The 24,545-nt window shown below is 63.3% G+C and carries 25 protein-coding genes, 1 tRNA gene and 1 pseudogene; 10 read left to right on the forward strand and 17 right to left on the reverse strand.

The window, feature by feature from the left end; all coding sequences use genetic code 11:
• Window positions 1-15: 15 nt before the first annotated feature.
• Window positions 16-1,026, forward strand: a complete 1,011-nt coding sequence (cobT, locus tag ACWGS8_RS08310) for a nicotinate-nucleotide--dimethylbenzimidazole phosphoribosyltransferase (RefSeq protein WP_454580463.1) — start codon at window positions 16-18, stop codon at window positions 1,024-1,026.
• A 177-nt stretch (window positions 1,027-1,203) separates the two neighbouring features.
• On the opposite strand, the gene ACWGS8_RS08315 is transcribed toward cobT, so the two are convergent.
• From ACWGS8_RS08315 to ACWGS8_RS08325, 3 genes are all read right to left on the reverse strand, one after another.
• Entirely contained in the window at window positions 1,204-1,881 is a 678-nt protein-coding gene (locus ACWGS8_RS08315) for an outer membrane protein (protein WP_454580464.1), read from the reverse strand.
• 255 nt (window positions 1,882-2,136) lie between these two features.
• A tRNA-Lys gene (locus tag ACWGS8_RS08320) sits at window positions 2,137-2,212 on the reverse strand.
• Window positions 2,213-2,419: 207 nt separating this feature from the next.
• Complete coding sequence (locus ACWGS8_RS08325; RefSeq protein WP_454580465.1) at window positions 2,420-3,328, reverse strand: PhzF family phenazine biosynthesis protein; 909 nt, start codon at window positions 3,326-3,328, stop codon at window positions 2,420-2,422.
• A 101-nt stretch (window positions 3,329-3,429) separates the two neighbouring features.
• On the opposite strand from ACWGS8_RS08325, the gene ACWGS8_RS08330 reads away from it, so the two are divergent.
• The 4 genes from ACWGS8_RS08330 to ACWGS8_RS08345 all read left to right on the forward strand — a co-directional run bounded on the left by ACWGS8_RS08330 (window position 3,430) and on the right by ACWGS8_RS08345 (window position 7,013).
• Window positions 3,430-4,722, forward strand: coding sequence for an efflux RND transporter periplasmic adaptor subunit (locus ACWGS8_RS08330; protein WP_454580466.1), 1,293 nt, complete (start codon window positions 3,430-3,432; stop codon window positions 4,720-4,722).
• A gap of 5 nt (window positions 4,723-4,727) precedes the next feature.
• Window positions 4,728-5,435, forward strand: coding sequence for an ABC transporter ATP-binding protein (locus ACWGS8_RS08335; protein WP_454580467.1), 708 nt, complete (start codon window positions 4,728-4,730; stop codon window positions 5,433-5,435).
• A 2-nt stretch (window positions 5,436-5,437) separates the two neighbouring features.
• Window positions 5,438-6,655 carry an ABC transporter permease gene (locus ACWGS8_RS08340; protein WP_454580468.1) on the forward strand — a complete coding sequence of 406 codons (1,218 nt, stop codon included), beginning with the start codon at window positions 5,438-5,440 and terminating at the stop codon, window positions 6,653-6,655.
• Between the two features lie 115 nt (window positions 6,656-6,770).
• A complete protein-coding gene (locus ACWGS8_RS08345) occupies window positions 6,771-7,013 on the forward strand; it encodes a hypothetical protein (protein WP_454580469.1) in 243 nt (80 codons plus the stop codon).
• Window positions 7,014-7,111: 98 nt separating this feature from the next.
• Here ACWGS8_RS08345 and ACWGS8_RS08350 read toward each other — a convergent pair whose 3' ends face one another.
• Both ACWGS8_RS08350 and ACWGS8_RS08355 read right to left on the reverse strand, forming a co-directional pair.
• Window positions 7,112-7,828: a hypothetical protein gene (locus ACWGS8_RS08350; protein WP_454580470.1), complete on the reverse strand. Its 717-nt coding sequence runs from the start codon at window positions 7,826-7,828 to the stop codon at window positions 7,112-7,114.
• Window positions 7,829-7,889: 61 nt separating this feature from the next.
• The gene (locus ACWGS8_RS08355; RefSeq protein ID WP_454580471.1) at window positions 7,890-9,005 is read right to left on the reverse strand and encodes an endonuclease/exonuclease/phosphatase family protein; all 1,116 of its coding nucleotides are present in this window, start codon (window positions 9,003-9,005) and stop codon (window positions 7,890-7,892) included.
• 188 nt (window positions 9,006-9,193) lie between these two features.
• On the opposite strand from ACWGS8_RS08355, the gene ACWGS8_RS08360 reads away from it, so the two are divergent.
• Window positions 9,194-9,811, forward strand: coding sequence for a BA14K family protein (locus ACWGS8_RS08360; protein WP_454580472.1), 618 nt, complete (start codon window positions 9,194-9,196; stop codon window positions 9,809-9,811).
• 144 nt (window positions 9,812-9,955) lie between these two features.
• On the opposite strand, the gene ACWGS8_RS08365 is transcribed toward ACWGS8_RS08360, so the two are convergent.
• The 4 genes from ACWGS8_RS08365 to ACWGS8_RS08380 all read right to left on the reverse strand — a co-directional run bounded on the left by ACWGS8_RS08365 (window position 9,956) and on the right by ACWGS8_RS08380 (window position 12,914).
• Window positions 9,956-10,507: a MarR family winged helix-turn-helix transcriptional regulator gene (locus ACWGS8_RS08365; protein ID WP_454580473.1), complete on the reverse strand. Its 552-nt coding sequence runs from the start codon at window positions 10,505-10,507 to the stop codon at window positions 9,956-9,958.
• Window positions 10,508-10,599: 92 nt separating this feature from the next.
• A complete protein-coding gene (gene ilvC, locus ACWGS8_RS08370) occupies window positions 10,600-11,619 on the reverse strand; it encodes a ketol-acid reductoisomerase (protein ID WP_454580474.1) in 1,020 nt (339 codons plus the stop codon).
• A 26-nt stretch (window positions 11,620-11,645) separates the two neighbouring features.
• The gene (locus tag ACWGS8_RS08375; RefSeq protein WP_454580475.1) at window positions 11,646-12,299 is read right to left on the reverse strand and encodes a TetR/AcrR family transcriptional regulator; all 654 of its coding nucleotides are present in this window, start codon (window positions 12,297-12,299) and stop codon (window positions 11,646-11,648) included.
• 159 nt (window positions 12,300-12,458) lie between these two features.
• Window positions 12,459-12,914: a MarR family winged helix-turn-helix transcriptional regulator gene (locus ACWGS8_RS08380; RefSeq protein ID WP_454580476.1), complete on the reverse strand. Its 456-nt coding sequence runs from the start codon at window positions 12,912-12,914 to the stop codon at window positions 12,459-12,461.
• A gap of 99 nt (window positions 12,915-13,013) precedes the next feature.
• Here ACWGS8_RS08380 and ACWGS8_RS08385 point away from each other — a divergent pair, with 99 nt between their 5' ends.
• On the forward strand, window positions 13,014-13,319 hold the full coding sequence (locus ACWGS8_RS08385; RefSeq protein ID WP_454580477.1) for a Rieske (2Fe-2S) protein: 306 nt from the start codon (window positions 13,014-13,016) through the stop codon (window positions 13,317-13,319).
• Window position 13,320: 1 nt separating this feature from the next.
• A complete protein-coding gene (locus ACWGS8_RS08390; RefSeq protein WP_454580478.1) occupies window positions 13,321-14,052 on the forward strand; it encodes a glutathione S-transferase family protein in 732 nt (243 codons plus the stop codon).
• A gap of 38 nt (window positions 14,053-14,090) precedes the next feature.
• On the opposite strand, the gene ACWGS8_RS08395 is transcribed toward ACWGS8_RS08390, so the two are convergent.
• The 3 genes from ACWGS8_RS08395 to ACWGS8_RS08405 form a co-directional block, all read right to left on the reverse strand.
• Entirely contained in the window at window positions 14,091-14,705 is a 615-nt protein-coding gene (locus tag ACWGS8_RS08395) for a CHAT domain-containing protein (protein WP_454580479.1), read from the reverse strand.
• Window positions 14,706-14,768: 63 nt separating this feature from the next.
• Window positions 14,769-16,055, reverse strand: coding sequence for an FAD-dependent oxidoreductase (locus ACWGS8_RS08400; RefSeq protein WP_454580480.1), 1,287 nt, complete (start codon window positions 16,053-16,055; stop codon window positions 14,769-14,771).
• 55 nt (window positions 16,056-16,110) lie between these two features.
• Window positions 16,111-16,521, reverse strand: a complete 411-nt coding sequence (locus tag ACWGS8_RS08405) for a winged helix-turn-helix transcriptional regulator (RefSeq protein WP_454580481.1) — start codon at window positions 16,519-16,521, stop codon at window positions 16,111-16,113.
• A 137-nt stretch (window positions 16,522-16,658) separates the two neighbouring features.
• Here ACWGS8_RS08405 and ACWGS8_RS08410 point away from each other — a divergent pair, with 137 nt between their 5' ends.
• Window positions 16,659-17,552, forward strand: a complete 894-nt coding sequence (locus ACWGS8_RS08410; RefSeq protein WP_454580482.1) for an SDR family oxidoreductase — start codon at window positions 16,659-16,661, stop codon at window positions 17,550-17,552.
• A 127-nt stretch (window positions 17,553-17,679) separates the two neighbouring features.
• Here the strand turns inward: ACWGS8_RS08410 and ACWGS8_RS08415 are convergent.
• The 4 genes and pseudogenes from ACWGS8_RS08415 to ACWGS8_RS08430 form a co-directional block, all read right to left on the reverse strand.
• Window positions 17,680-17,826: pseudogene (locus tag ACWGS8_RS08415) on the reverse strand (NAD-dependent epimerase/dehydratase family protein); the annotation flags it as partial.
• 112 nt (window positions 17,827-17,938) lie between these two features.
• Window positions 17,939-19,858, reverse strand: coding sequence for a potassium transporter Kup (locus tag ACWGS8_RS08420; RefSeq protein WP_454580483.1), 1,920 nt, complete (start codon window positions 19,856-19,858; stop codon window positions 17,939-17,941).
• A 186-nt stretch (window positions 19,859-20,044) separates the two neighbouring features.
• Window positions 20,045-21,958: a potassium transporter Kup gene (locus ACWGS8_RS08425; protein ID WP_454580484.1), complete on the reverse strand. Its 1,914-nt coding sequence runs from the start codon at window positions 21,956-21,958 to the stop codon at window positions 20,045-20,047.
• Between the two features lie 97 nt (window positions 21,959-22,055).
• Window positions 22,056-22,796 (reverse strand): pyridoxine 5'-phosphate synthase, encoded by a 741-nt coding sequence (locus ACWGS8_RS08430; protein WP_454580485.1) that lies wholly within the window; start codon window positions 22,794-22,796, stop codon window positions 22,056-22,058.
• A 160-nt stretch (window positions 22,797-22,956) separates the two neighbouring features.
• Between ACWGS8_RS08430 and ACWGS8_RS08435 the strand changes: the two genes are divergently transcribed.
• Entirely contained in the window at window positions 22,957-23,376 is a 420-nt protein-coding gene (locus ACWGS8_RS08435) for an STAS/SEC14 domain-containing protein (RefSeq protein WP_454580486.1), read from the forward strand.
• Between the two features lie 2 nt (window positions 23,377-23,378).
• Here ACWGS8_RS08435 and ACWGS8_RS08440 read toward each other — a convergent pair whose 3' ends face one another.
• The gene (locus tag ACWGS8_RS08440) at window positions 23,379-24,506 is read right to left on the reverse strand and encodes an ATP-dependent DNA helicase (RefSeq protein WP_454580487.1); all 1,128 of its coding nucleotides are present in this window, start codon (window positions 24,504-24,506) and stop codon (window positions 23,379-23,381) included.
• Window positions 24,507-24,545: the final 39 nt, after the last annotated feature.

The raw sequence follows: 24,545 nt of genomic DNA on the forward strand, positions 1-24,545 counted from the left end.
GGAGACATTGCCCCCATGCCCTTCAAATCCCTCGATGAATTGCGCGCCGCCTGCCTCGATCTGCCCGCCGGCAGCGATGCCGCGGCAAAGGCCGTTGCCAGCCGCCAGGACACGCTGACCAAGCCGCAAGGCAGCCTCGGGCGGCTGGAAACCATCGCCGCATGGCTGGCGCGCTGGCAGGGCCGCGACATGCCCAGGCTCGACCGGGTGAAAGTCTTCGTCTTCGCCGGCAATCACGGCGTCACCGCGCAAGGCGTGTCGGCCTACCCCTCCGAAGTCACCGTGCAGATGGTGGCGAACTTCGCCGGCGGCGGCGCCGCCATCAACCAGCTTGCCCGCATCGCCGGCGCCGAACTCGATGTCATCCCGCTCGATCTCGACCATCCCACCGGCGACTTCACGCAAGTGCCGGCGATGGATGAGAAAGCCTTCCTCGCCGCCGTGTCGGCTGGCTATGACGCCGTGACGAAGGACCTGGACCTGGTCTGCTTCGGCGAAATGGGCATCGGCAACACCACGCCGGCGGCCGCCATTTCGGCGGCGCTATTCGGCGGCGGTGCCGAAAAATGGACCGGGCGCGGCACCGGCGTCGACGACGCCGGGCTGAAGCGCAAGGTGGTCGCCATCGAAGCCGGGCTGAAGCGCCACGCCGCAGCCCTCGCCGACCCGCTGGGTATCGCCGCCGCGCTCGGCGGGCGCGAACTCGCCGCCATCTTCGGCGCCACGCTGGCCGCCCGTCATCTCGGCATACCCGTGCTGCTCGACGGCTTCGTCTGCACCGCTGCCGCTGCCCCGCTGGCCAGGCTGCACCCCAGCGGCCTCTCCCATACCATCGCGGCCCATGTTTCGGCCGAATCGGGCCATCGCCGCCTGCTCGAAGCGCTCGGCTTGCCGCCCCTGCTCGATCTCGGCATGCGGCTCGGCGAAGGCTCAGGCGCCTGCCTCGCCGTCAACATCGTCCGCTCGGCGCTGGAATGCCATGCGAGGATGGCGAGCTTTGCCGAGGCCGGGGTGTCGGAAAAGTAGGGCAATTCCGCGAAGCGTGTAGCGGTTTTCGCGGGAAAAGCGCGCAGCGCTTCCCCTTGGGAATTGCGTCGAAACAAGAAATGGAGCGGTTCCCGTTTGCGTGAAACGGTGAACCGCGCTGGTCAGGGACTTCGCTGAATCTGCTCGACGCGGGGCGGTCTCCCGCGCCGAAGACCGTCAAAACTTATACGACACACCTATCGTGACAGTGTGCAGGGCCGGGCTAATGTCTTCGACATAGTTGTTGAAGACGACGGTCTTTGAGCCGAAATCCGCGTAGCGATATTCGCCACGCACCGTGATGTTGTCGGTGAGAGCGTATTCAGCGCCTGCACCTATCGTCCATCCGTTGAATGAAGCCGAGTGACTTTCCTGTCGACCGACATCTCGAGTGTCGGCTTTTCCATTGAGGTAGGCGTAACCGCCCGTACCGTAGATCAGCACCCGATCAAGTGCGATACCAGCCCTGGCGCGGACGGTAGCAACCCATCTCGCCTTGAAGCCATTGATGTCGCCTCCGCTTCCGCCGTCGTCGCCATCTATGCCGGTTGCGTTGATGTCCGCCTCGCCACCGAACACGAAGGAGCCGGATTGCCAGTTATAGCCGGCATGCAAGCCGCCGACGACACCGCTTCCATCCGCATTGTCCTGGTCAAAGATGTTCGGGCTAGCCTCGGTAAAACCCCATGGCTGATCGACCTTGCTCCACCCGCCGCCGATCTGCGCGCCAATGTAGCCGCCCGTCCAGTTGTAACTCGATGCGACCGGCAACTCGACCGTCGGGTCGGCGGCAAGTGCTGTGCCAGCCATCAGAGTCGCGAAGAATACAGAACCTATAAAAATGGAAGCCCGCATGCCTTTGATCCCTCGAACGAAGCATTGCCCTGACGACGATAATACTACAGCCCGTTCGCGTTAGACGTGATATTTCCGCAACAACTAAAGGAAACAAGCCGTTCGACGCCTGCTCGATCTCGGCATGCAGCAGCGCCACGAATCCCGTAGCATCCAGGACGGTAGCGGCATTGGCGCGGTCGTCGCGATCACGCGCCCGAGACACGCCAAACGCGTCTCGCTTTCAGGGTCTTTCCACCAAGTCTTCTAGGAATTTGGTGGGTGCGCACAGGATTGAACTGTGGACCCGCTGATTAAGAGTCAGCTGCTCTACCAACTGAGCTACGCACCCACTCGGCCGGCAAAAACCGGCGTTGGCGGGCATATAGCCGCCACCATCGGCCATGTCTAGCCCTGCCGGAATCATTTCCCGACAAATCGACTCGAGCATGATCCCGAAAAGTGGAATCCGGTTTTCGGAAGAGATCATGCTCATACAAAAAGACGGAGCCCCATCCCGATTCCATCGGGATGGAACAGGCTCCAGCCTTCCCGGCGATCAGATGAAGAGCTTGCCTTCCGCCACCTTGACCGCGTGGCCGCCAATGCGCGCCGAGGTCAGTTTTCCGCCCTGCACGGTCAGTTCCAGGCGGATGCGTGACGGCCGGCCCATCTCCAGCCCCTGCTCGATCCACAGCTGCGAAACACCATCCGTCGGGGCGTCGAAATGCATGATGGCGCCGGCAAAGGCCGCCGCAGCCGAGCCGGTCGCCGGATCTTCATAGGAAGGCGTGCCCGGCACGATCATGCGCACATGGAAGGCGCTTTCATGGTTCACCGTCTCGCGGCAATAGACATAGGGGCTGGCGAAGGCCCACTCGCTCTTGCGCGGCGCCAGTTCCGACCAGGCCTGATTGTCGAGCCGGATGCGGCCCGCCGCTTCGAGATTGGCGACCGGGATGGTCACATAGGGCACGCCCGCCGACCAGAAGGCGACGCGGTGATTCTCGAAGCCGATCTCATGCGGCGCCAGGCCAAGGGCGGCGCCGATCGCCTGCGGGTCGGCCTCGAGCTTCAACGGCTCCGGCAATTTCGCCAGGTCGAACTCGGCGAAAGCGGCGCCGTCATGCCTGCTGACGGCGCAGCGCACCGGGCCGATGTTTTCCTCCAATACGAAGATGCCGGCCTCGCCTTCGCCAGCCAGTTCGGCCAGCGCGATTGCCGAACCCACTGTCGGATGGCCGGCGAACGGCATTTCATAATCCGGCGTGAAGATGCGGATGCGGTTTTTATGCTTGGGGTTGTCCGGCGGCAGCACGAAGACCGTCTCGGACAGGTTGAATTCGCGCGCGATGGCCTGCATCGCGGCCGTGTCGAGACCTTTGCATTCCAACACCATGGCCAGCGGGTTGCCGGCCAGTCGCTCGGTCGTAAACACGTCGTAAAGCAAGTAATTCCGGGTTTGCATTCCTGCCTCAATCCCAACATGGGCGAAATTTAATTTGATATTTGAGCCTGTCAGCCTGATCTGTGCACAGATAGGGACATTACGCATCATAGGGGTCCGACGTGGACCAGATTGTCAATCTGCCAAAGACGGAATCGGATTCCGCCATCGAGACGGCGCTCGGGCTCGATAAAAACGGGCGGAGCAAGACACGCCGGCGTGGCTGGCTCTACGCACTGCTGACCCTGATCGTGCTCGCCGCCGGTCTTGGCCTGTATCAGTGGTATGCCGGCACGCCCGCCAGGATCGATTACACCACTGTGCCGGCCGCCAGGGCCGATCTCACCGTCCAGGTCTCGGCGACGGGCAAGCTGCAGCCGCTCACCCAGGTCGACATTTCCAGCCAGCTCTCCGGCATCATACGCTCGGTGTCGGTCAACGAGAACCAGCAGGTGAAGAAGGGCGAGGTGCTGGCCGCCCTCGACACCGCCAAGTTGCAGGTCCAGATCGAACGCGCCGAGGCTTCCGCCAAGGGCGCGGCCGCCAATGTCGAAGACGCCACGGTGACGCTGGCCGAGAACGAGAGCGCGCTGGTGCGCGCCGCAGCCTTGACCAAGCGCGGCATGGCGACCGACCAGTCGCTCGAGGCGGCAACCGCGACGCGCGACCGCTCGAAGGCAGCGCTGGACAGCGCGCAAGCCAATCTCGCCATCGCCAATGCCGATTTGAAATCGCAGCAGACCGACTTTGCCAACAGCACCATCTACGCGCCGATCGACGGCATCGTGCTGACCCGTTCGGTCGACCCCGGCCAGACGGTCGCTTCCTCGCTGCAGGCGCCGGTGCTGTTCGTCATCGCCGCGGATTTGCGGAACATGGAACTGGTGGCGGCGGTCGACGAGGCCGACATCGGCGCCGTCAAGCCAGGGCAGCATGCGCGTTTCACCGTCGACGCCTTCCCCGACCGGCCGTTCGATGCCGAGATCCGCGACATCTCCTATGCCTCCGTCACGACGGACGGCGTCGTCACCTACAATGCGCGGCTCGAGGTCGACAACAACGAGCTGTTGCTGCGCCCGGGCATGACCGCCACGGTTTCGGTCGTCACCAGACAGGCCAAGGATGTGCTGACCGTGCCCGCCAGCGCCTTCCGCTATCGCCCAACGCAGCAGGCAGCCCGCGCATGGAGCATCAGCGACCTGTTCACCGGCCGCATGGGCCGCCCGGGCGGCAACCGGCAGCGTCAGGCCGCAACGACCCCCACCGATGGCTCGCGCACGCTCTACGTCCTGGAGAACGGCCGGCCGCATGCGGTCAACGTCAAGATCGGCTCGACCGATGGCGAACTGACCGAGATCACTTCCGGCCTCGACGAAGGCGAGCAGGTCATCACCGCCTCGCAGTTGCGGAGCTAAGCGCCGTGACCGCGGGCGCGCCTCTCATCACCTTCGACAAGGTCTGGAAGAGCTATGGCCATGGCGAGGCCCGCGTGCACGCGCTTGCCGGCGTCGACCTTGCCATCCGGCGCGGCGAATTCGTCGCGATCATGGGCCCGTCCGGCTCGGGCAAATCGACGGCGATGAACATCATCGGCTGCCTCGACACGCCGACGGCCGGAACCTACTCCTTCATGGGTATCGACGCCGGCCGGCTCGACCGCAACCGCCGCGCCATGCTGCGCAATCTTTATGTCGGCTTCGTCTTCCAGGGCTACAATCTGCTGGCGCGCACCACGGCGGCCGAAAATGTCGAACTGCCGCTGATCTATCGCGGCGTGGCAAGCCGCGAGCGCCGGGACCTTGCCATGCAGGCGCTCGCTCAGGTCGGCCTGGTCGGCCGCGAGCACCACACGCCGGCCGAACTTTCCGGCGGCCAGCAGCAGCGCGTGGCGATCGCGCGCGCCATCGTCACCCGGCCGACTCTGCTCGTCGCCGACGAACCGACCGGCAATCTCGACACCGCCCGCACGCACGAGATCATGGAGTTGCTGACAAAGCTCAACAAGGAGCTCGGCCTGACCGTCACCATGGTCACGCACGAGGCCGATGTCGCCGACTATGCCGAGCGCACCATCCGCTTCCTCGACGGCCATGTCGCCTCCGACACCGTGAATGTCGAGGTGGCCTGACCATGATCTGGGAAACCGTCCGCCTGTCGCTGCGCTCGATCCGCCGCAATGTGCTGCGCTCGTTTCTGACGCTGCTCGGCATCGTCATCGGCGTCGCCGCCGTCATTGCCATGCTGACCATCGGTTCGGGCACCACGCAGAAGGTCAAGGCCGACATCTCCAAGCTCGGCAGCAACCTGCTGGTCGTCCGCGCCGGCCGCCCGGCCGGCCCCGGCGGACCGGGCGGGCTCGACCAGGTGGTCCGTCCGCTGGCCGAGAAGGACCTCGCGGCGCTGGTCGCGCATCTCACCGGAGCGGGCGCCATCTCGCCGGCCTCGCAAAAACAGGTGCGCGTCATCTTCGGCACCGAAAGCCTGACCTCCGGCGTCACCGGCACCGACAGCGCCTATCTCGATGCGCGCGACTGGAAGCTGGTGTCGGGCCGTCCGTTCAGCGATTCAGAAACCCGCTCGGGCACCGGCGTGTGCCTGATCGGCGAGACGGTGCGCCAACAATTCTTCGGCGCAGGCGATCCCGAAGGCGAGATCATCCGCGTCAACCGCACCTCCTGCAAGATCATCGGCCTGCTCGAGCCCAAGGGCTATACCGGCTTTGGCCAGGACCAGGACAATGTCGTGCTGATGCCGCTGCATGCCTATCAGCGCCGCATCGCCGGCAATCGTGACATTGACAACATCTACATCGCCGCCGACGACCGCACGCCGACCAGCGAACTGCAGCCGCGGGTCGAGGACATTTTGCGCGATGCGCGCCGCATCACGCCGGATCGCGAGAGCGATTTCGCCATCCGCGACATGACCCAGATCGCCGACGCCATGGCCAGCGCCACCACCACCATGACCGGCATGCTGGGCGCGGTCGCCGGTGTCAGCCTTCTGGTCGGCGGCATCGGCATCATGAACATCATGCTGGTCTCGGTCACCGAGCGCACGCGCGAGATCGGCATCAGGCTCGCCATCGGCGCGCATGAAAGGCACATCCTGATCCAGTTCCTGGTCGAGGCGACGGTGCTGTCGCTGCTCGGCGGCATCATCGGCATCCTGATCGGCCTGGGGCTCGCCGGCCTCGCCTCGGCGACGCTGACAATCCCCTTCGCGCCAAGCCCGGCGGTCATCCTGCTGGCCGTCGGCTTCTCGGCGCTGATCGGCATGGTGTTCGGCTTCTTCCCGGCCCTGCGCGGCGCGCGCCTCGATCCGATCGACGCGCTGCGGCACGAGTAAAGGGCCGGGCCGACCACGATCGACTGCTAACCTTGGACGCTTGCCCGCATCGGCAGCATTGTCGCCCGCTGGCGGACGATGCTAAGGCATATCTGTGACCGGGGGCGAATAACGCATGAGCAAGAAGACACGACTGATCGTGACGATGGTCATCATCGAGGCCGTCCTCGCAGGCATCTGGTGGTATCTCGCCCGCTTCGGCATGGCCAATCCCGATCGCGTCACATCGGATTTCCAGGCAGTCGTCGGCCAGACCATGGGAATGGCCATGGGCGGCTTGCTGGGTATCGGCTTTATCTTGTTCTTCGTCGCGGCCCGCAACGATCGCAAGGCGGCGCAGGACAAGGTGCGTCGTTAGAGCAATTCCAGGAAAAGTGTGAGCGGTTTTCCCTAGGGAATTGCGTCAAAAACAAAGAGTTAGAGCAGTTCGCCGTTTCCATGAAACGGTGAAATGCTCTAATCCACGCCGGAAAAATGCCACTCGATCAGCGGCTTCATATGCAATGCCAGCCCGTCCGGCAGGTCGCCGGCATGGCGGATGATCACCGGCCCGTCGATTTCCGGATCGGTTTCGCTGGCGACGAAGGCTGAGATTCGCCGCGCGATCTCATCGGCCGGTTCGTCGACATGATAGCGACGGAAGATGACGGTCCCACGCGTGGTTGACAGGGCGTGCCAGCGCACACCGCGCCTGGCAGCCGAGAGGTCGAGGCCTGTTTCCTCACGCACCTCGCGGATCATGTTGAAATCGACATCGACCTGACCGTCGCGAAAGTCGTCCGGCTCGAACGAACCGGCGGCGAAATAGACGCGCCCCGCATTGACCGTGTGTGAACCCATGCGGATCGCCACCAGCGCATTGTCGCCGGCCACCAGCATGGCATGGGCATAGGCGTGCTCGGCGCCTGAATTCTCGCGCCGCTTACGCCAAAGCATGAAGGTGGAGTAGTTGACCGCATGGCAGCGGCCGACGAGACGGTTGTCGCGGTACGCGAGTTGCGACAGCAGCACCACCGTGCCGTCGAACAGCGCCGGCTTGGCCACCATCTCGCGCTGCCAGTTCTCGGCGATCGCCTCCGCATTTTCCCTGGCGAAAGGATGCGGGCCGGGATCGAGGCGAACGTCGATTGCATCGACCGGCAAGATGACATTGCGTGGCAGGTCGAAACTCATGCGTATCAGCTCCCAATCCTGCCTATCTAGCCAAAATCTTGCCTATCGAACCCAAATCTTGCTATCGAGCCATGTCCAGCGTGATCGCCACCGGGCAATGGTCCGACGCTTTCGGCCGGTCCCAGCCGGCACGCGGAAAGCGCTCGACTTCCTGGCCTGCCGGAAAGATCGTGCGCCAGGGCTGGCCATTGCGGATGATGTCGGGAACGGCAGTGGCGTTCTTCGCCGCCAGCCCCTTGGACAGCAGGATATAGTCGAGCTGGCAGAGATGCCGCTCTTCGGGTCCGCGCGTGTGATAGAAGGTCCAGCGGTTCATTTCCGGCCGACGCTCGATGACATTCTCGCAGAAGCCGCCGGCGGTCAGCACGTTGATGCAGGACTGAGCCTCGTCGACCACCTCGAAACGGTAGCCGTCGACATCATCTCCGGTGATCTTCACGCGCTGGCGGTAATCGTTCATGTCGCCACAGATCGCCCATCGCTTGTCGGCGGCATGATCCGCACCGAAGCGCTCCTCGATGATCCGGCGCACGGCTTGCGCCTCGGCGATGCGCACCGGCATCGTCGCCTCGCGTCCGTCGAGCCCATTGCGCGGCGGGCCCATCGACTTGAAATGCACGAGATAGAGCGTCAGCGGCGCGCCGCCCACGGTGACGTCGACTTCCAGGCAGTCGCGCCGGAAGATGCGTTCATTGGCCTGGGTTCCGAGGGCCGCCAGTTCCGGCGTGTGCAGCCCGAACTGCTCGTAGGTGACATAGGCATGGCTGGTCATGCGCACGAATTCGATCGGCTGTCCCTGCGCGGTCTCGTTGCGCATCATCACGGCGACATCGATGCCGCGCGAATCGTTGCCTGCGGTGGTGTATTTCTGCCGGTAGCCCCGCCCCACCATCTTGAACAGATAGCCATATTCGAAGGCCTTCAGCGCCTCGATATTGTCGACCTCCTGCATGCAGATGATGTCGGCCCGGGTGGCGGCGATCGCCAGCGCCGTCAGCTGGCGCGTATCGTCGGATTGGGCGATGGCGCGGGCCTGCTCCAGCATCTTGTATTCGGCTTCGCTCTGTATATCGAACAGCGCCAGCGTCCGATCTTCGTTGAGCTGGTTGCGGAAGCCGGAAAAATCGAACCTGTTCATCAGGTTCTCGACATTGAAGGTGGCAAGGCGCAGCGACATGCCCTGACCTTTGCCTGCAAGAGCGCCGGAACACAAGATCGCAAGACCACAAGCCAGGATCGATTGGACCTGACGGCATTCGCGCCATGGTTGACGGAACCTTTCCGTTCATCCGCCGTTCAGACGCAAAGCTCCACAGTAGGCCCATTCCAGGGTAGGCGTGGGGCCTTCAGCTCTTGGAGAGTGTTATGAACTCGCTCTTTTCATCCACGGTCAAATCGGGGCTTGTCGCCCTGGGCATCATATCAGGCATCACGGCGCCATCGGCTGCCGGACCGATCATGCAACCGGACCTGTCGCTTCCCACAAGCACGGCGGCGCCGACGGTCACGCCGGTCCGCGAAGATTGGGCGGGCGGCAATGACCGCCAATTCTCCAACGACAATTGGAGATGGCGCCGCTCAGGCAACTGGAACGGCGGTCGGCGCTGGAATGGTGGCGGCAACTGGAACGGCGGCGGAAACTGGAGCGGCGGAAACTGGAACCGCGGAAACTGGAACCGTGGAAACTGGGACCGTGGCGATGACTGGCGTTGGCGTCGCCATCACCATCGCGGCTTCTATGGTGACGATGCGGGTGCCGCGATCCTTGGCCTCGGCCTGGGGCTTGGCCTCGGCAGCATGTACAACAACTACAACAACTACGATTACTATGCGCCGGCACCGCGCCGCTACTACCGCGCCGGGCGGCTTTCGAATGCCCATGTCCGGTGGTGCTATAACCGCTACCGGTCGTATCGTGCCTGGGACAACACGTTCCAGCCCTATGGCGGCCCGCGCCAGCAATGCTGGTCGCCCTATAGCTGAGCAGTGCCGATTGACGAATACCCAAGCGGCGCCGCGCATCGCGGCGCCGCTTTTGTTTGCGGGCAAGGCCGAGCCGAAGCTCACTGGCACGACCGCTGAACAGAACCGCGAACACAGTGACGTGCAGCACGCGGCCACAATCGTTCAGCTAGAGTGATCCTGCTGCGCCCTCGCGGACAGCCGCTTCAACACGTCAAGGAAGTCGTTGAACCGCTCCTCACCGATCTCCTGCGCCCACTCCGCATGCAACCGCCGCAGGCAGGTGAAAATCGTCTCGGCAAGCTGCCGACCGCGGGCACTTAGGTAGATGAGGCGCCGGTCGCTGCCCTCGGGAGAGCGCCGCTCGACATAGCCGAGCTCTTCGAGCTGGATGAGGAGGTAGTTGATCGCCTGCCTCGACATTCGCTTCTGGCGAGCCAGTTCCGACGGCCTTACGCCATCCGGAAGGGGGTAGGAGAACACGGCGAAGTGAGCGTCCTGAAAGTCGGTGAAGCCGGCGGCATGAATGGCCTCGTGCATCTGGTTGCTGAGTTGGCGTGTAGCCGGGCCTACAATAAAAAATGGCGCCACGCGGCGCCGTTTTTTTGGCTGTTCAAAACCGCTCGTCTTCGAGCGTCCCTCGCGCGGGCAAGGCCCGAAGATACGCGAACGAAAGAGCGTGGATTGCTCGGTTCTTGGCCTTGTCGACAAGCTCATGACCTCGCGATTCGTCAACATGGGCAAGCAGTCGCTTCGGCCCACGTTGAGATGCGGGGGGCACTTTTTTGCCCCCCGCACATCTTGATCGCTCAGTTCTTGGCCTTGTCGACCAGCTTGTTCTTCGAAATCCACGGCATCATCGCGCGCAGTTTCGCACCAACCTCTTCGATCTGATGGCTGTCGTTCATGCGGCGGATGCCCTTGAAGCGCGACAGGCCGGCGCGGTATTCCTGCATCCATTCCGAGGTGAACTTGCCCGTCTGGATGTCGTTCAGCACGCGCTTCATCTCGGCCTTGGTCTCGGCGGTGATGATGCGCGGACCCGAGACATACTCGCCCCATTCGGCGGTGTTCGAGATCGAGTAGTTCATGTTGGCGATGCCGCCTTCATAGATCAGGTCGACGATCAGCTTGACCTCGTGCAGGCACTCGAAATAGGCCATTTCCGGCGCGTAGCCGGCTTCCACCAGCGTCTCGAAACCGGCGCGGATCAGTTCGACCAGGCCGCCGCACAGCACGACCTGCTCGCCGAACAGATCGGTCTCGCATTCCTCGCGGAAATTTGTCTCGATGATGCCCGAACGGCCGCCACCGACGCCGCAGGCGTAGGACAGCGCCAGGTCGAGCGCATTGCCCGAAGCGTCCTGGTTGACGGCGACCAGGCACGGCACGCCGCCGCCCTTCTGGTATTCGCCGCGCACCGTGTGGCCCGGGCCCTTCGGCGCGATCATGACGACGTCGACGGTCGACTTCGGCTCGATCAGGCCGAAATGCACGTTGAGGCCGTGGGCAAAGGCGATCGCCGCGCCGTCGCGGATATTCGGCGCGATCTCGTTCTTGTAGATGTCGGCCTGCAGCTCGTCGGGCGTCGCCATCATCATCAGGTCGGCCCACTTGGCGGCGTCCGCGACGCTCATCACCTTGAGCCCGTCGGCCTCGACCTTCTTGGCGGTCGCCGAGCCGGCCTTGAGGCCGATGGCGATTTCCTTGGCGCCGGAATCCTTGAGGTTGAGCGCATGCGCCCTGCCCTGGCTGCCATAGCCGATGATGGCGACCTTCTTGCCCTTGATCAGGTTGAGATCGGCATCACGATCGTAATAGACGCGCATTTTTACTTCCTTCCCGTTTCTTGAGATCAGAGGCCTTGCGGCCCGGTTTTTGCTCCGAAAAGAGCGAGAAACTGCTGCGTCGCCCGTACGGCATCGCCGCCGATCGTCGCCTCAGTCAATTCCAGCCGGTCGCCGAGCAGCAGACGGATCTGCACGTCGCGCGCGACCAGCCCAAAAAAGGTACGGAACGCCATCTCGGCATCCGTGAATTCCAGAAGCCCGGCCTGACGCCCGGCCTCGAGCACCGGCTTCAGCCGCCTGGCCAGCGCGAAACGGCCATTCTCCAGCACGACGGCGCCGAGATTATCCTTTCCCGACCCGGCATGCCCGACCGCCACCCGGTTGAGCGCGATCGAGGTGTCGCTGGAAATCACCTTCAGCCAGTCGGAAGCAAAACGCTCGAGGCTTGCCGTCAACGAGCCAAGGTCGAGCCCCTTGCCGTCGACTGGAGCCACACGCACCTTGGAGGCCTGCCACTGCACGGTTGCTGTCAACAGCCCGTCGCGGTCGCCGAACCATTTGTAGAGTGTTTCCTTGGAGCAGCTGGCCCGTCTGGCCACCGCGGTCATGGTCAGCTGGTCACCCTCCTCGACCAACAGCCGCAACGCCGCATCCAGAACGGCCTTCTGCCGTTCCGTCAGCGTTTGGCTGTTGTCGATGTCGGCGTTTGCCTGCAACACGCTCTGTTCCCGTTCGATGGTCGAGGCCCCGGATCATCCAGAGCCGTACCGTACGTTACGGTTCGGCATATTGCGCAATCCGGTGACAGGCGCAAGAGGGGAAAGTAGATATTTTCGCCTGCGAAAGGTGGCGGTCGCATAGACCCATGTCGGCCAGCCTCAATCCCCGGGCGGATCACGCAGCCTGCCTAGCAGCACCGACATCATCTTCAGCTCATCCGCTGAAAGCTTGGCGCCAACCAGTTCGGCGATTGACCGTCCGTAAACGGCCCACATCCGGCGGCGCGTCTCGCGCCCCTTGGCCGTGATACGGACGGTCTGGCCGCGACCATCATCGGCCACCGGCAGCTTCTCGACCAGACCGTCGACTTCCAGCCGGGCCAGCAGCCGCGAGATGTTGTACTGCGCAAACAGGGTGCGCTCGATCAATTGAAATGGCCGCAGGCCGCCCTCGCCCGCCTCGGCGAGCTCGTGCAGCACGTCGTACCAGGCGAGCGGCGGCAGGCCGCTCGCCTTCAGCGCGTCTTCGGCACGTTCCACCAGTTGACGCGAAACGCGCATCAGGCGGGCCCAGGCCGTGACGGCTTCCGGCGAAGGCGAGGCTTTCTCGGTCATGGCTCACCCTAGGCGATAGATGCAGATGCATCAAGCTTGACGGTAGATGCAACTACATCTACATAGATGCAATTGCATTAACATCGAAAGGCAAATCCCATGAAACACGAAATCTGCAAGGTCGCCGACGTCCCCGAGACAGGCAGCCTGATTGCCCCGTTCTTCGGCCGCGAGGTCCATATCTGGCGCAGCGGCGAACGCATTCGCGCCGCCGCCAATGCCTGTCTGCATTTCGGCGGACCGTTGGACTGCAAGGATGGCAGGCTGGTCTGCCAATGGCACGGCGCCGCCTTCGACATGGCATCGGGCGATCGCCTCGACGGCCCGGCCCCCAGGAATTCCCGCCTGATGTTCCTGTCGACGCGTGTCGAAAACGGCGCGTTGAATTATGTCTGGGGAGAGTGAGATGACCGACAAGCTCATCCTCGTCAGCCACCCTCTCTGCCCCTATGTCCAGCGCGCCGCGATCGCGCTGACCGAGAAAGGCGTCCCGTTCGAGCGCGTCGACATCGACCTCGCCGACAAGCCCGTCTGGTTCAAGGCGATCTCGCCGCTCGGCAAGGTGCCGCTGCTGCGCGTCCGGCGAAATGGCGATGAAACGACAATCTTCGAATCCGCCGTCATCCTCGAATTCCTCGAGGAGACACAGGCCAATCCCCTCCACCCGGTCGACCCCTACGCCCGTGCCCGGCACCGTGCCTGGATCGAATACGGCTCGGCCATCCTCAACGCCATCGGCCGGCTCTATTCAGCGCCGGCCGAAGCCGGCTTCCTTGCCGAGTCCAGTGCGCTGGCGGCCATGTTTGACCGCCTCGAATCCGAATTGGCGGACGATGCCTTGCGGGGCGGGCCGTGGTTCGCCGGCCACCGCTTCTCGCTGGTCGATGCGGTGTATGGGCCGGTCTTCAGATATCTCGACGCTTTCGACCGGATCGGCGATTTCGGCATTCTGGACGGCAAGCCGCGCGTCCGGGCCTGGCGGAAGGCGTTGAACGATCGTCCGTCGATCAGACACGCCGTGGCGCCGGATTATCCACAGCGCCTGCATGCTTTTCTGCAAGCGAAGGGATCTTTTCTGTCGAGCCTCGTTCGCCGAAACGATCCGGCCGAACCATTTGCGTTGGCACGATCGGCTTGAACGCACCGATCGCGAGCAAGCATGCGCTTCGAGCGGCCTCAGTTCTCGAATATGACAAAGGCGGCCCAGACCCGCGGATCCTGGGCGCCTGATATCTTGCCATCGCGGGCATCGCGGCGGGTCTGGCGCAGCGCTTCCGGATAGGTCTCTCCGGCGGCAAGGTGGCTGTAGAACCCGACCATGAAAGCGGCGGTTCCGGCGTCGTCCACAGGCCACAGCGTCAACAGCGAGCGTTTTGCGCCGGCTATGTCGATTGCCGTCGGCAGGCCGCGCAAACCGCCGAGATAAAAGTCGCCGCGCTTGGCGACATCCTGCTGCATCGCCCGGGTTTTCAGGCCTTCGGCAAAAATCTCCTCGGCATCGTCGAGGATGTGGTTGTTGACGAAAGTCGCGCCGGCGTTCGAGTAGCTCTCCACGGTGAAGTCGTAGAGGTCGCTTCTGGCGGCATCGAGCAGCGTTGCGCGTAATTGCGCATAGCCTTCATCGAAGCGTCCTGCGTCCATCATCAGCCTGTAGGCCGCGTCAATGCGGGCTTTCATCGCCTCAGTGTCAGCCGCCCCCTGCTGGTTGTCTTGGTCTTGCGTCTGGGCTTGCACCTGCGGCAAGAGAAACGCCACCGCCAGCATCACGAGGACAGATGCAACAACGCGCATCAGATGTTGCGATTCTCGCATTCTGAACATGGCGTGCATGCGAACCGGCATGGGCGAAAAACTCTATGAAGCGGTCGTATCATGACCTGAATTTTGTCCGAAGTCCCATCGCGCTTCCGTCAATCCCGCCCGCCTGAACGGATCGATCACCGTGCCGGCGACCATCGAGGCGAGAAACTGTGGCGCCGGCGGGATTTTTGCGACGGTCGCCACCAGCCTGTCGCGGATGAAGGGCAGCGCCACCGAATCCGACTGATAGAACGGCGTGAACGCCAGCGACAGCGCCTGGAATGCACGCACGTGCCAGCGTCGCGCCCTGGCATAGGCTTCGAGCGCTGCCTCGATGTTCTGCCTGCGCGCCAGCGCGTGGCTGAGTGCCGCGGCGTCGAGCAGTGCCATATTGGCCCCTTGCCCGAGCTGCGGGCTGGTCGAGTGCGCGGCATCACCGATAACGGCAAGCCTCCGGCCGGCCGGCCGTTTCATCGTATGATGGCCGTAGCGCGCCAGCGACAGCTGGTCGAAACTGTCGATCTGACTGGTGAACGCCTCGCTTTGCGGCCACAGCCGCACCACCCTCTCCTTCCAGGCGTCGATGCCGACAGCGCGCACGGCATCGGCATCATCAGGCTTGAGGCTCCAGAAGAAGGCCACCATCTTTTCGGCGCCCGGTTCAGGCCGGCCGATCGGCAGCACCCCGATCATCACGCTGGCCTTGTCGTAGCGCTGCAGCAGCGCGTGCTCGTCAAAGCCTTCGCCACGCCAGCCGAGCGATGCCCAGAAGGCGCCATAGGCGAGTGGCCGCGGCGCGCCTGCATTGGCCACGCCCTGCCGCAGCTTCGAGCGCGAACCGCTGGCGTCGACGACCAGATCGAACGGCCCTGCCCTTTGTCCATTGCCACAACGCAGAACCGCCCGTTCGCCCGTTTCCACCGTCTCGATCTCGACGCCGGTCTCGATGGCGATGGCCTCGCGCCGGGCGGCGCGAAAGAGCACGCCGAACAGCGCCGCGCGGTGCACCGCCAGGCCGAAACGGCCGCCGCGCTGGGCGTCGTAGCGGACGTCGAGCACGGTGCGGCCGGTCGAGGCATCGGCGCCATGCAGCCGGTCGATGCGGGCGCCGAGCGCCAGTATATCGTCGAGCAGGCCGAGATCGGCCAGAACGGTCAAGCCGGTCGGCTGCAGGATCAGACCGGAGCCGACGGGCTTGGGCTCGTCGAAGCGCTCGAAAATGGTGACCCTGTGCCCTGCCCGCTTGAGATAGAGCGCCACGGCCAGCCCCGCCGGACCGGCGCCTGCAATTGCAATGTCGTAGGAAATGCCGATGCCCCCAAGCCGAACCGGCCGGGACATTCGTTCAGCCGCCGGATGAAATCAAGTCGTGACGCCGAACGCTGTCGCGCGCTGCTCAGGCCTGCGCTGCGTCAAAACCGGCACGCGCCGCGCGCACCGCATTGTGGTTGAGTTCGGCCCACTGGATCAGATGATGTAGGGCGCCGAACATCGAGCGTCCGAGATCGGTGAGGCTGTATTCGACGCTAGGCGGCTTGGTCGGGAACACTTCGCGATGGACATAGCCGTCGCGCTGCAGATCGTAGAGCGTCTGGGTCAGCATGCGCTGCGAGATGTCGGGCACCAGCCGCCGCAATTCGCCGAAGCGATAGGGCTGCTCGGCCAGCGCCGCCATCAGCAGCGAGCTCCATTTGCCATTGAGCCCCTGGATGACCTCGCGGACCGGACAATCGGCAAGGTTTCCGCCACCGGTCATGGCCTTGTAGACGTCGAGTTTGGATCTCAGATTGACGATCCGGTTGTCCATGGCTGGTTCCCTGCGTGTGCCTACCTCCCGAAAAACTGCCTTCTTTACGGCACCGGGTCAATTCCTATTTTAGTGCTGGTCTCTTTTTGAGACCGATGTACGCACCGCCATGCTGGCGCAAAATCAGGGACCTCACCATGACCGAAACCCTTCTCGTCACCGGTGCTGCCGGCCAGCTTGGCCGCAGCGTCATCCGCCATCTCCTGGACACGCACAAAGTTCCGCCGGCGAGGATCATCGCCACAACCCGCAACCCGGAAAACGTCGCCGATCTGACGGCGCGAGGCGTCGTTGTCAGGGCCGCCGACTTCAACGACGCGACCTCGCTGGAAAACGCATTCAAGGGCGCCGACAGGGTGCTGATCATTTCGACCAGCGATCTCGATCTCAAAACCGGCAGACGCCTGAAGCAGCACGAGGCGGCAGTGGCGGCTGCGAAGAAAGCAGGCGTTTCGCATCTGCTCTACACCTCGATGCCCAATCCGGAGCCGGTTTCGCCAGTGCTGTTTGCCGGCGACCACTACGGCACCGAGCAGGCGATCAAGGCCAGCGGCATCGCCTATACGATCTTCCGCAACGGCTGGTACCAGGAGAACCTGTTCATGACCCTGCCGAACGCCATCGCCTCGGGACAGTGGTACACGTCCGCGGGCGACGGCCGCGTCGCCCCTGGTGCACGCGACGACATGGCAGCGGCGATCGCAGCTGGCCTCGCCTCCGGTTCGACCGACAGCAAGACCTACACGCTAACCGGCCCGCAGGCCTATACGACAGCCGAAATCGCCGCCCTGGTGAGCGAAGTCACCGGCAAGCCGCTGGCAGTCATCCAGTTGCCCGACGAGGCCCTGACTGAAGGCGTGAAGGCGGCCGGCGTTCCCGAGGAGTTCGCTCGCGTCATCGTGTCCTTCGACGCCAACACGCGGTCCGGCCGCATCGCAATGGCGACGGACGCGGTCGAAACGCTTTCCGGCAGGAAGCCCCGGACGCTGAAGCAGTTCCTCGAAGCCAACAAGGCTGCGCTGGCTGGTTGAAAGGTGCGCGGCGGGAGGTTTCCCTGCCGCCGCGCTACTTCTTGAGCAGGCCGAGCCGGACCAGACTCTCGCCGGTGGCCGCCAGCGCGTCTTCGCGCGAGCGCGGCGCCCAGCCGAGCACACGCACCGCCTTGAGCATGGCCACAACATCGGCTTCGCGCCTGGCGGAGCGCACCGTCGTGCGCACGCGGTAGCCCGCCTTCAGCAGGGCAAGAATACAGTGGGCGCCGAGGAAGCCCGATCCGCCGGTGACAAGCACCAATTCGCCGCTCATGCCCGCCTCCCCAAGCAATTCCAGGAAATGTGCTTAGCGGTTTTCCGTCCGGGATTGCGCAAAAGAAAAACCGGAATGGTTCACAACTGAACCATTCCGGCGATCGAGCTTGTCAGATCGCCACCTGCGTGCCGATCTCTACCACGCGCCCGGTCGGGATCTGGAAATATTCGGTCGCATCGGCCGCCGTGCGCGCCAGGCCGATGAACAGCCGGTCCTGCCACACCGGCATGCCTGAATTGGGCGAGGCCTTGAGCGAACGCCGCGACAGGAAGAACGATGTCGTCATGATGTCGAACTTCCAGCCCTGCTTGCGGCAGATCGCCAGCGCGCGCGGGATGTTGGGCTGTTCCATGTAGCCGAAGGTCAGCGTCACCCGCATGAACAGCTCGTTGACCGTCTCCATCTTGACCCGGTCGCTGTCAGGCACCACCGGCTGCGGCGCCGTCACCACCGAAAGGATGACGTTCTGCTCATGCAGCACCTTGTAGTGCTTCAGGCTGTGCATCAGCGCTGTCGGCGCGCTCAAGGGATCGCTGGTCAGGAACACCGCGGTGCCGGACACCAGCTGCGGCTTCTTCTTCAACAGATTGCCGGCGAGGAAATCGAGCGGGATCTCGTTGCGGCGGGTCTTGTCGAACAGATAGCGGCTGCCGCGCACCCAGGTCCACATGCCCAGCACGATGGTGAAGGCCACCAGCAGTGACGCCCAGCCGCCTTCGAACACCTTGACGATGTTGGAAGCGAAGAACCCGATGTCGATGAAGGCAAACAGCACCGTCAAGCTGATCGCAACCCAGAGCTGCCATTTCCAGATGCGGGTCATCACGACATAGAGCAGCACCGTCGTCACCAGCATGTTGCCGGTCACCGAGATGCCATAGGCCGAGGCGAGCTTGCTGGACTCGCCGAAGCCGACCACCAGCATCATCACCACCAATGCCAGCAGAAGGTTGACACGCGGCATGTAGATCTGCCCGGACTGTTTTTCCGAGGTATGCAGGATTTCGAGCCGCGGCAGCATGTTGAGCTGCACCGCCTGCCTGGTCAGCGAGAAGGCACCCGAAATCACCGCCTGACTGGCGATGACCGTCGCGGCGGTCGCCAGCACGACCATGGGAATCAGAGCCCAACCCTCGTTCATCTCGAAGAACGGGTGGCCGACGACGCCATCCTTGGCCAGCACGAAGGCGCCCTGCCCGGCATAGTTCAGCAGCAGACAGGGAAACACGATCGACAGCCAGGCCAGCACGATCGGCTTGCGTCCGAAATGGCCGAGATCGGCATAAAGCGCCTCGGCGCCGGTGACAGCCAGGAAGATGGCGCCGATCGTCACGAAGGCGACGTCGGGCGAATGGATCAGGAAGGCGACGATGTAGTGCGGGCTGATCGCCCACAGGATTTCCGGATCGGCGATGATGTGCTTGAGGCCCGAAAGACCGATCGCCAGGAACCAGACGGCGGTCACCGGACCGAAGACCAATCCCACACCGCCCGTGCCGAAACGTTGCACCGCGAACACCACGGCGAGAATCACAAGTGTCAGCGGCACGACATAGGGCTGGAAGGTGGGGGTGACGACATTCATGCCCTCGACCGCCGACAGCACCGAGATCGCCGGTGTAATGACGGCATCGCCGAAGAACAGCGAAGCGCCGACGATGCCGATGCCCAGGATGACCGCCGAGCGCTTGGGGAAACTGCCGCGCGCCAGTGCCATCAGCGACAGCACGCCGCCTTCGCCGCGGTTGTCGGCGCGCAGCACGAACATGATGTATTTGATGGTGACGATGATCGTCAGCGACCAGATGATCAGCGACAGCACACCGAGAATATCGCCGCGTTGCGCAACGCTGCCGTGGGACGACGCCACCAGCGCCTCGCGGAAAGCATAGATCGGGCTCGTGCCGATGTCCCCATAGACCACGCCCAGCGCGCCCAGCATCAGCACCTTGGTGCTATGCTGCTCGATCTCCGGATGGCTCGACTGTTCGACGGGTTCTGCCTCACTACCAGTGTTGGCAAGGGCCATGGACGACACTCCGATAAGCGCGCGGTGCTCTACGCTTGCTGCAATGCAATATCAAGTGCCGTAGCGTGATGGCTCCCATGTTGGCAACGCTAGGCTCCTTGGGAAATGGCCTATAATCCGATGGGCGCGGGCTGAATTCGCGGCGCGGGGCATGGCGGGCGCCCATAAGACCTGCCGTATCTGCCTTTAGATAGCGACTTGCGTGCCGATTTCCACGACACGTCCGGTCGGGATCTGGAAATATTCGGTCGCATCGGCCGCCGTGCGCGCCAGGCCGATGAACAGCCGGTCCTGCCACACCGGCATGCCTGAATTGGGCGAGGCCTTGAGCGAACGCCGCGACAGGAAGAACGATGTCGTCATGATATCGAACTTCCAGCCCTGCTTGCGGCAGATCGCCAGCGCGCGCGGGATGTTGGGCTGTTCCATGTAGCCGAAGGTCAGCGTCACCCGCATGAACAGCTCGTTGACCGTCTCCATCTTGACCCGGTCGCTGTCTGATACCACCGGCTGCGGCGCCGTCACCACCGAAAGGATGACGTTCTGCTCATGCAGCACCTTGTAGTGCTTCAGACTGTGCATCAGCGCTGTCGGTGCGCTGAGCGGATCGCTGGTCAGGAACACAGCCGTGCCTGGCACCAGGTGCGGCTTCTTCTTCAGCAGATTGCCGGCGAGGAAATCGAGCGGGATCTCGTTGCGGCGGGTCTTGTCGAACAGATAGCGCGTGCCGCGTATCCAGGTCCACATGATCAGCCCCATCAGACAGGCAACCGTGATCGATACCCAGCCGCCCTCAAATATCTTTACGATGTTTGCCAGGAAGAAGCCGCTGTCGATGATGCCGAACAGCAATGTCAGCGGCAGCGCGACCGCCAGCCTCCATTTCCACAGCTTGCGCATTACGACGAACAAAAGGATCGTCGTCATCAGCATTTCGCCGGTCACCGAGATGCCGTAGGCGGAAGCCAGCGAACTCGAACTGCCGAAACCGACGACCAGCAGCATCACCCCCAGGGAGATGAGCAGATTGATGCGAGGCATGTAGATCTGGCCAAGTTGCATTTCGGACGTATGTTGCACTTCTATGCGTGGCAGAAGGTTGAGCTGCACCGCCTGGCGGGTTAGCGAAAAAGCACCTGATATGACTGCCTGGCTAGCGATGACGGTTGCGGCTGTCGCCAGCCCTACCATCGGCATCAGCGCCCAGTCAGGCAGCATCTGGAAGAATGGATTGATCGGCCTCCCGCCATTGGCCAGCACAAAAGCACCTTGCCCGAAATAGTTGAGGAGCAGGCATGGGAAAACCACGGAAAACCACGCCAACACGATAGGCTTGCGTCCAAAATGGCCGAGATCGACATAAAGTGCTTCGGCCCCGGTCACCGCCAGGAACACCGCGCCGACAGTGACAAAGGCGGCCGTGGGTGTGCTGGCGAGATAGGCGACCGCGTAATAGGGATTGATGGCCAGCAGGATCGATGGATCGTCCAACAGGTGATAGAGCCCTGCTACGCCGATAGCCAGGAACCATAGTGCGGTCACCGGCCCGAACACCGCCGCCACCTTTCCCGTGCCGAAGCGCTGCACCGAGAACAGGATGGCCAGGATGACCAGCGTGATCGGCACGACGTAGGGGTCCAATGTCGGCGTCACCACCATGAGGCCTTCGACCGCCGACAGCACGGAGATGGCCGGCGTTATGATCGAATCGCCGAAAAACAAAGCCGCGCCGCAAAGGCCGATCGCCAGAATGAGTCGCGCACCTTTGGGATAGGCGCTGCGCGCGAGCGACATCAGCGACAACGTACCGCCTTCGCCCTTATTGTCGGCGCGAAGCACGAAGGCGACATATTTTATGGTCACGATGATCGTCAACGCCCAGACGATCAGCGACAGCACACCAAGCACGTGAGCGCGCGTAGCGATACCGGGCGAAGCGTGAAGCGCCTCACGGAAAGCGTAGATCGGGCTGGTGCCGATGTCGCCATAGACAACGCCGAGCGCACCCAGCATCAGAACCTTGGTGCTGTGCCGTTCGGCCCCGGAATGGCTCGATTGCTCGACGGTTTCGGCCTCGCTACCGCGACTGGCAAGGTCCATGGACCACTCCCCGACGAGCGCGCGGTGCTTCACGCATGCTGTGATGCGACGTCAATTGCACGCCATCGCTGCCATACCTGCAAGGCGAAACTCTACCCTACCAACCGCAGGCTCTGAGAAACCGACCCACCGTGCCGGCCATGCCATACTCCAACGCGTCGGCTGTCAACCCATGTCCGATTGACACTTCGGCCAATGCCGGAATGCGCTTGGCCAGAGCCGGCAGATTGGCCACCGTCAGATCGTGCCCGGCATTGACCTGGAGGCCGGCGGTGAATGCAGCGTCAGCTGTTTTTCCCAATCTTTCCAGCTCCTTGGCGGCCTTTGCGGAATCGGAATGATAGCTGCCATAAGGGCCGGTATAGAGCTCGATCCGGTCGGCGCCGGTGTCTCGCGCGGCTGTCATGCCGGCGGGATCGGCGTCGGAAAACAGCGAAACCCTGAAACCGCCCTTCTTCAGGCGCCTGACGATCGGCGTCAGCAACGCCGCATCGGCGACGAAGTTCCAGCCATGGTCGGAGGTTGCCTGCGCTGGATCATCGGGAACCAGCGTCACCTGTTCGGGCTGATGCTTTTCCACAAGCGCCAGGAAATCCTCGCTCGGGTAGCCCTCGATGTTGAATTCCGCCTGCGGGAACTCATCGTCGATCAGCGCTCGGATCTCAGGCAGGTCGGAATACCGCGTATGACGTTCGTCGGGACGCGGATGCACGGTCAGCCCATGCGCCCCGGCGGCAAGCGCACGGCGGCCGATGCCCGTGACGCTTGGCCATGGCAGGTCGCGCCGGTTGCGCAGCATGGCGATGGCGTTGAGGTTGACGGAAAGCTTTGCGGGCATCGGCTGCGTCCGTGAATTCAGGCAGTTAGCGGCGCGCCACGGCCACACGTTCAGCCGCGCCGCGCTCTGGATCGGGCATCTATAGCGCCTTTGACGGGAACAGATAGGGGTTTCCGGTGTTCCAGAAGACCAACGCTGTTTTGCGCAAGGAGGCTCACCTGTGAATTTCCTGCAAGCCGTACCGGCGATCCGACGCATCGACACCGATCGCGACGACCTGTTCGCCATCGATGTCGTCGGTCATGTCACGGCGGCCGATGCGGAAAACCTGTTCGGCCTGCTGGAAGCGGCCTATGCCCTCCATCAGCGAATCGACGTGGCCGTGCGCATCGTCGATCATGACGGCGTCGACTGGGCCGACATCTCCGACGAGACCCTCAAACTGGGCGCCGCCCATGCCCTGGAGCATATAGGCCGCTGCGCGGCGATCGGCATGCCGGATTGGACACCGAACGCGCGACACGCCTTGCCCACGTCGTCGCCCATCGAATTTCGCCATTTCAACGCTGAGGACGAAGCCGAGGCCTGGGAATGGCTTGGGGTCCGGCACGTCGGCGTGCGAGAAACGCCGTCGTCGTAACTCTATCTGACGATGGTCAATCGCTCGGCAGCCCGCGTGATCGCGGTATAGAGCCAGCGCTGGCGTGTTTCCTTGAAGGCCCAGCTTTCATCGAACAGCACAATCTCGTTCCACTGCGAGCCCTGAGCCTTGTGCACGGTCAAGGCATAGCCGTAGTCGAAATCGTCAAAACGCTTCTTCTGCTGCCAGGGGATATCGGCGTCGGGATCCTCGAATGCCGCCTTGAGCAGCTTGATCTTGGCGACGCCGCGGTCCGGATCGTCCTCTTCCGGCGACACAAGAAGATTGATGCCCGGCTTCACCGTCTCGCGCGACGAGGTCATCACCTTCCACAGCGAACCGTTGAGCAGCCCCTTGGCGGGATCGTTGCGCAGGCAGACCAGCTTGTCGCCGGCCTGCGGATAGTCGGCATTGAAGCCCTTGAGCTCGCGCAGGCGCTGATTGTAGCGGCGGCGGGTGCGGTTGGTGCCGACCAGCACCTGGTCCGCCTTCAGCACCAGTTCCTGGGTGACGTCTTCCTTGCCGATCACCTGCGCCGTGCCATAGTCGCCGCGCATGAATTCGCGGCCTTCACGCACGTCGAGCGCCAGCCGCAGGATCGGATTGTCGCGCGCCTGCCGGTGGATTTCGGTGAGCAGGAAATCCGGTTCGTGGTCGGTGAAGAAGCCGCCGCCCGAGATCGGCGGCAGCTGGCCGGGATCGCCCAGCACCAGGATCGGCGTGCCGAAACTCATCAGGTCGCGGCCGAGCTGCTCGTCGACCATCGAACATTCGTCGATGACGACCAGTTTCGCACGCGAGATCGGGCTCTGCCGGTTGAGCGAAAAGGTCGGCGACATCGAGGTCTTGCCGGTCACCTCGTCTTCCACCGATTCCTCGCCCTTGGGCCTGTAGATCAGCGAATGGATGGTGCGGGCATTGACCGCCCCCTTTGAGCGCAGCACCTGGGCGGCCTTGCCGGTGAAAGCTGCGAACTGCACCTGGCCGTCGACATGTTCGGCGAAATAGCGCGCCAGCGTCGTCTTGCCGGTGCCGGCATAGCCGAACAACCTGAACAGCTGCGGCGTGCCGGCCTGCAGCCAGCGGGCGACCGCTTGCAGCGCCTCGTCCTGTTGGGGAGAAAATTCCATCTGATCGTGTGACCGGATTCGCAAGGGAAAGACAAGACA

The sequence above is a fragment of the Mesorhizobium sp. 43Arga genome, from assembly GCF_053714255.1.

Coding starts and splice junctions, on each gene's coding strand:
- cobT (WP_454580463.1), top strand. CDS start 16: ATGCCCTTCAAATCCCTCGATGAATTGCGCGCCGCCTGCCTCGATCTG.
- ACWGS8_RS08315 (WP_454580464.1), bottom strand. CDS start 1,881: ATGCGGGCTTCCATTTTTATAGGTTCTGTATTCTTCGCGACTCTGATG.
- ACWGS8_RS08325 (WP_454580465.1), bottom strand. CDS start 3,328: ATGCAAACCCGGAATTACTTGCTTTACGACGTGTTTACGACCGAGCGA.
- ACWGS8_RS08340 (WP_454580468.1), top strand. CDS start 5,438: ATGATCTGGGAAACCGTCCGCCTGTCGCTGCGCTCGATCCGCCGCAAT.
- ACWGS8_RS08345 (WP_454580469.1), top strand. CDS start 6,771: ATGAGCAAGAAGACACGACTGATCGTGACGATGGTCATCATCGAGGCC.
- ACWGS8_RS08350 (WP_454580470.1), bottom strand. CDS start 7,828: ATGAGTTTCGACCTGCCACGCAATGTCATCTTGCCGGTCGATGCAATC.
- ACWGS8_RS08355 (WP_454580471.1), bottom strand. CDS start 9,005: ATGTCGCTGCGCCTTGCCACCTTCAATGTCGAGAACCTGATGAACAGG.
- ACWGS8_RS08360 (WP_454580472.1), top strand. CDS start 9,194: ATGAACTCGCTCTTTTCATCCACGGTCAAATCGGGGCTTGTCGCCCTG.
- ACWGS8_RS08365 (WP_454580473.1), bottom strand. CDS start 10,507: ATGAGCTTGTCGACAAGGCCAAGAACCGAGCAATCCACGCTCTTTCGT.
- ilvC (WP_454580474.1), bottom strand. CDS start 11,619: ATGCGCGTCTATTACGATCGTGATGCCGATCTCAACCTGATCAAGGGC.
- ACWGS8_RS08380 (WP_454580476.1), bottom strand. CDS start 12,914: ATGACCGAGAAAGCCTCGCCTTCGCCGGAAGCCGTCACGGCCTGGGCC.
- ACWGS8_RS08385 (WP_454580477.1), top strand. CDS start 13,014: ATGAAACACGAAATCTGCAAGGTCGCCGACGTCCCCGAGACAGGCAGC.
- ACWGS8_RS08390 (WP_454580478.1), top strand. CDS start 13,321: ATGACCGACAAGCTCATCCTCGTCAGCCACCCTCTCTGCCCCTATGTC.
- ACWGS8_RS08395 (WP_454580479.1), bottom strand. CDS start 14,705: ATGCGCGTTGTTGCATCTGTCCTCGTGATGCTGGCGGTGGCGTTTCTC.
- ACWGS8_RS08400 (WP_454580480.1), bottom strand. CDS start 16,055: ATGTCCCGGCCGGTTCGGCTTGGGGGCATCGGCATTTCCTACGACATT.
- ACWGS8_RS08405 (WP_454580481.1), bottom strand. CDS start 16,521: ATGGACAACCGGATCGTCAATCTGAGATCCAAACTCGACGTCTACAAG.
- ACWGS8_RS08410 (WP_454580482.1), top strand. CDS start 16,659: ATGACCGAAACCCTTCTCGTCACCGGTGCTGCCGGCCAGCTTGGCCGC.
- ACWGS8_RS08420 (WP_454580483.1), bottom strand. CDS start 19,858: ATGGCCCTTGCCAACACTGGTAGTGAGGCAGAACCCGTCGAACAGTCG.
- ACWGS8_RS08425 (WP_454580484.1), bottom strand. CDS start 21,958: ATGGACCTTGCCAGTCGCGGTAGCGAGGCCGAAACCGTCGAGCAATCG.
- ACWGS8_RS08430 (WP_454580485.1), bottom strand. CDS start 22,796: ATGCCCGCAAAGCTTTCCGTCAACCTCAACGCCATCGCCATGCTGCGC.
- ACWGS8_RS08440 (WP_454580487.1), bottom strand. CDS start 24,506: ATGGAATTTTCTCCCCAACAGGACGAGGCGCTGCAAGCGGTCGCCCGC.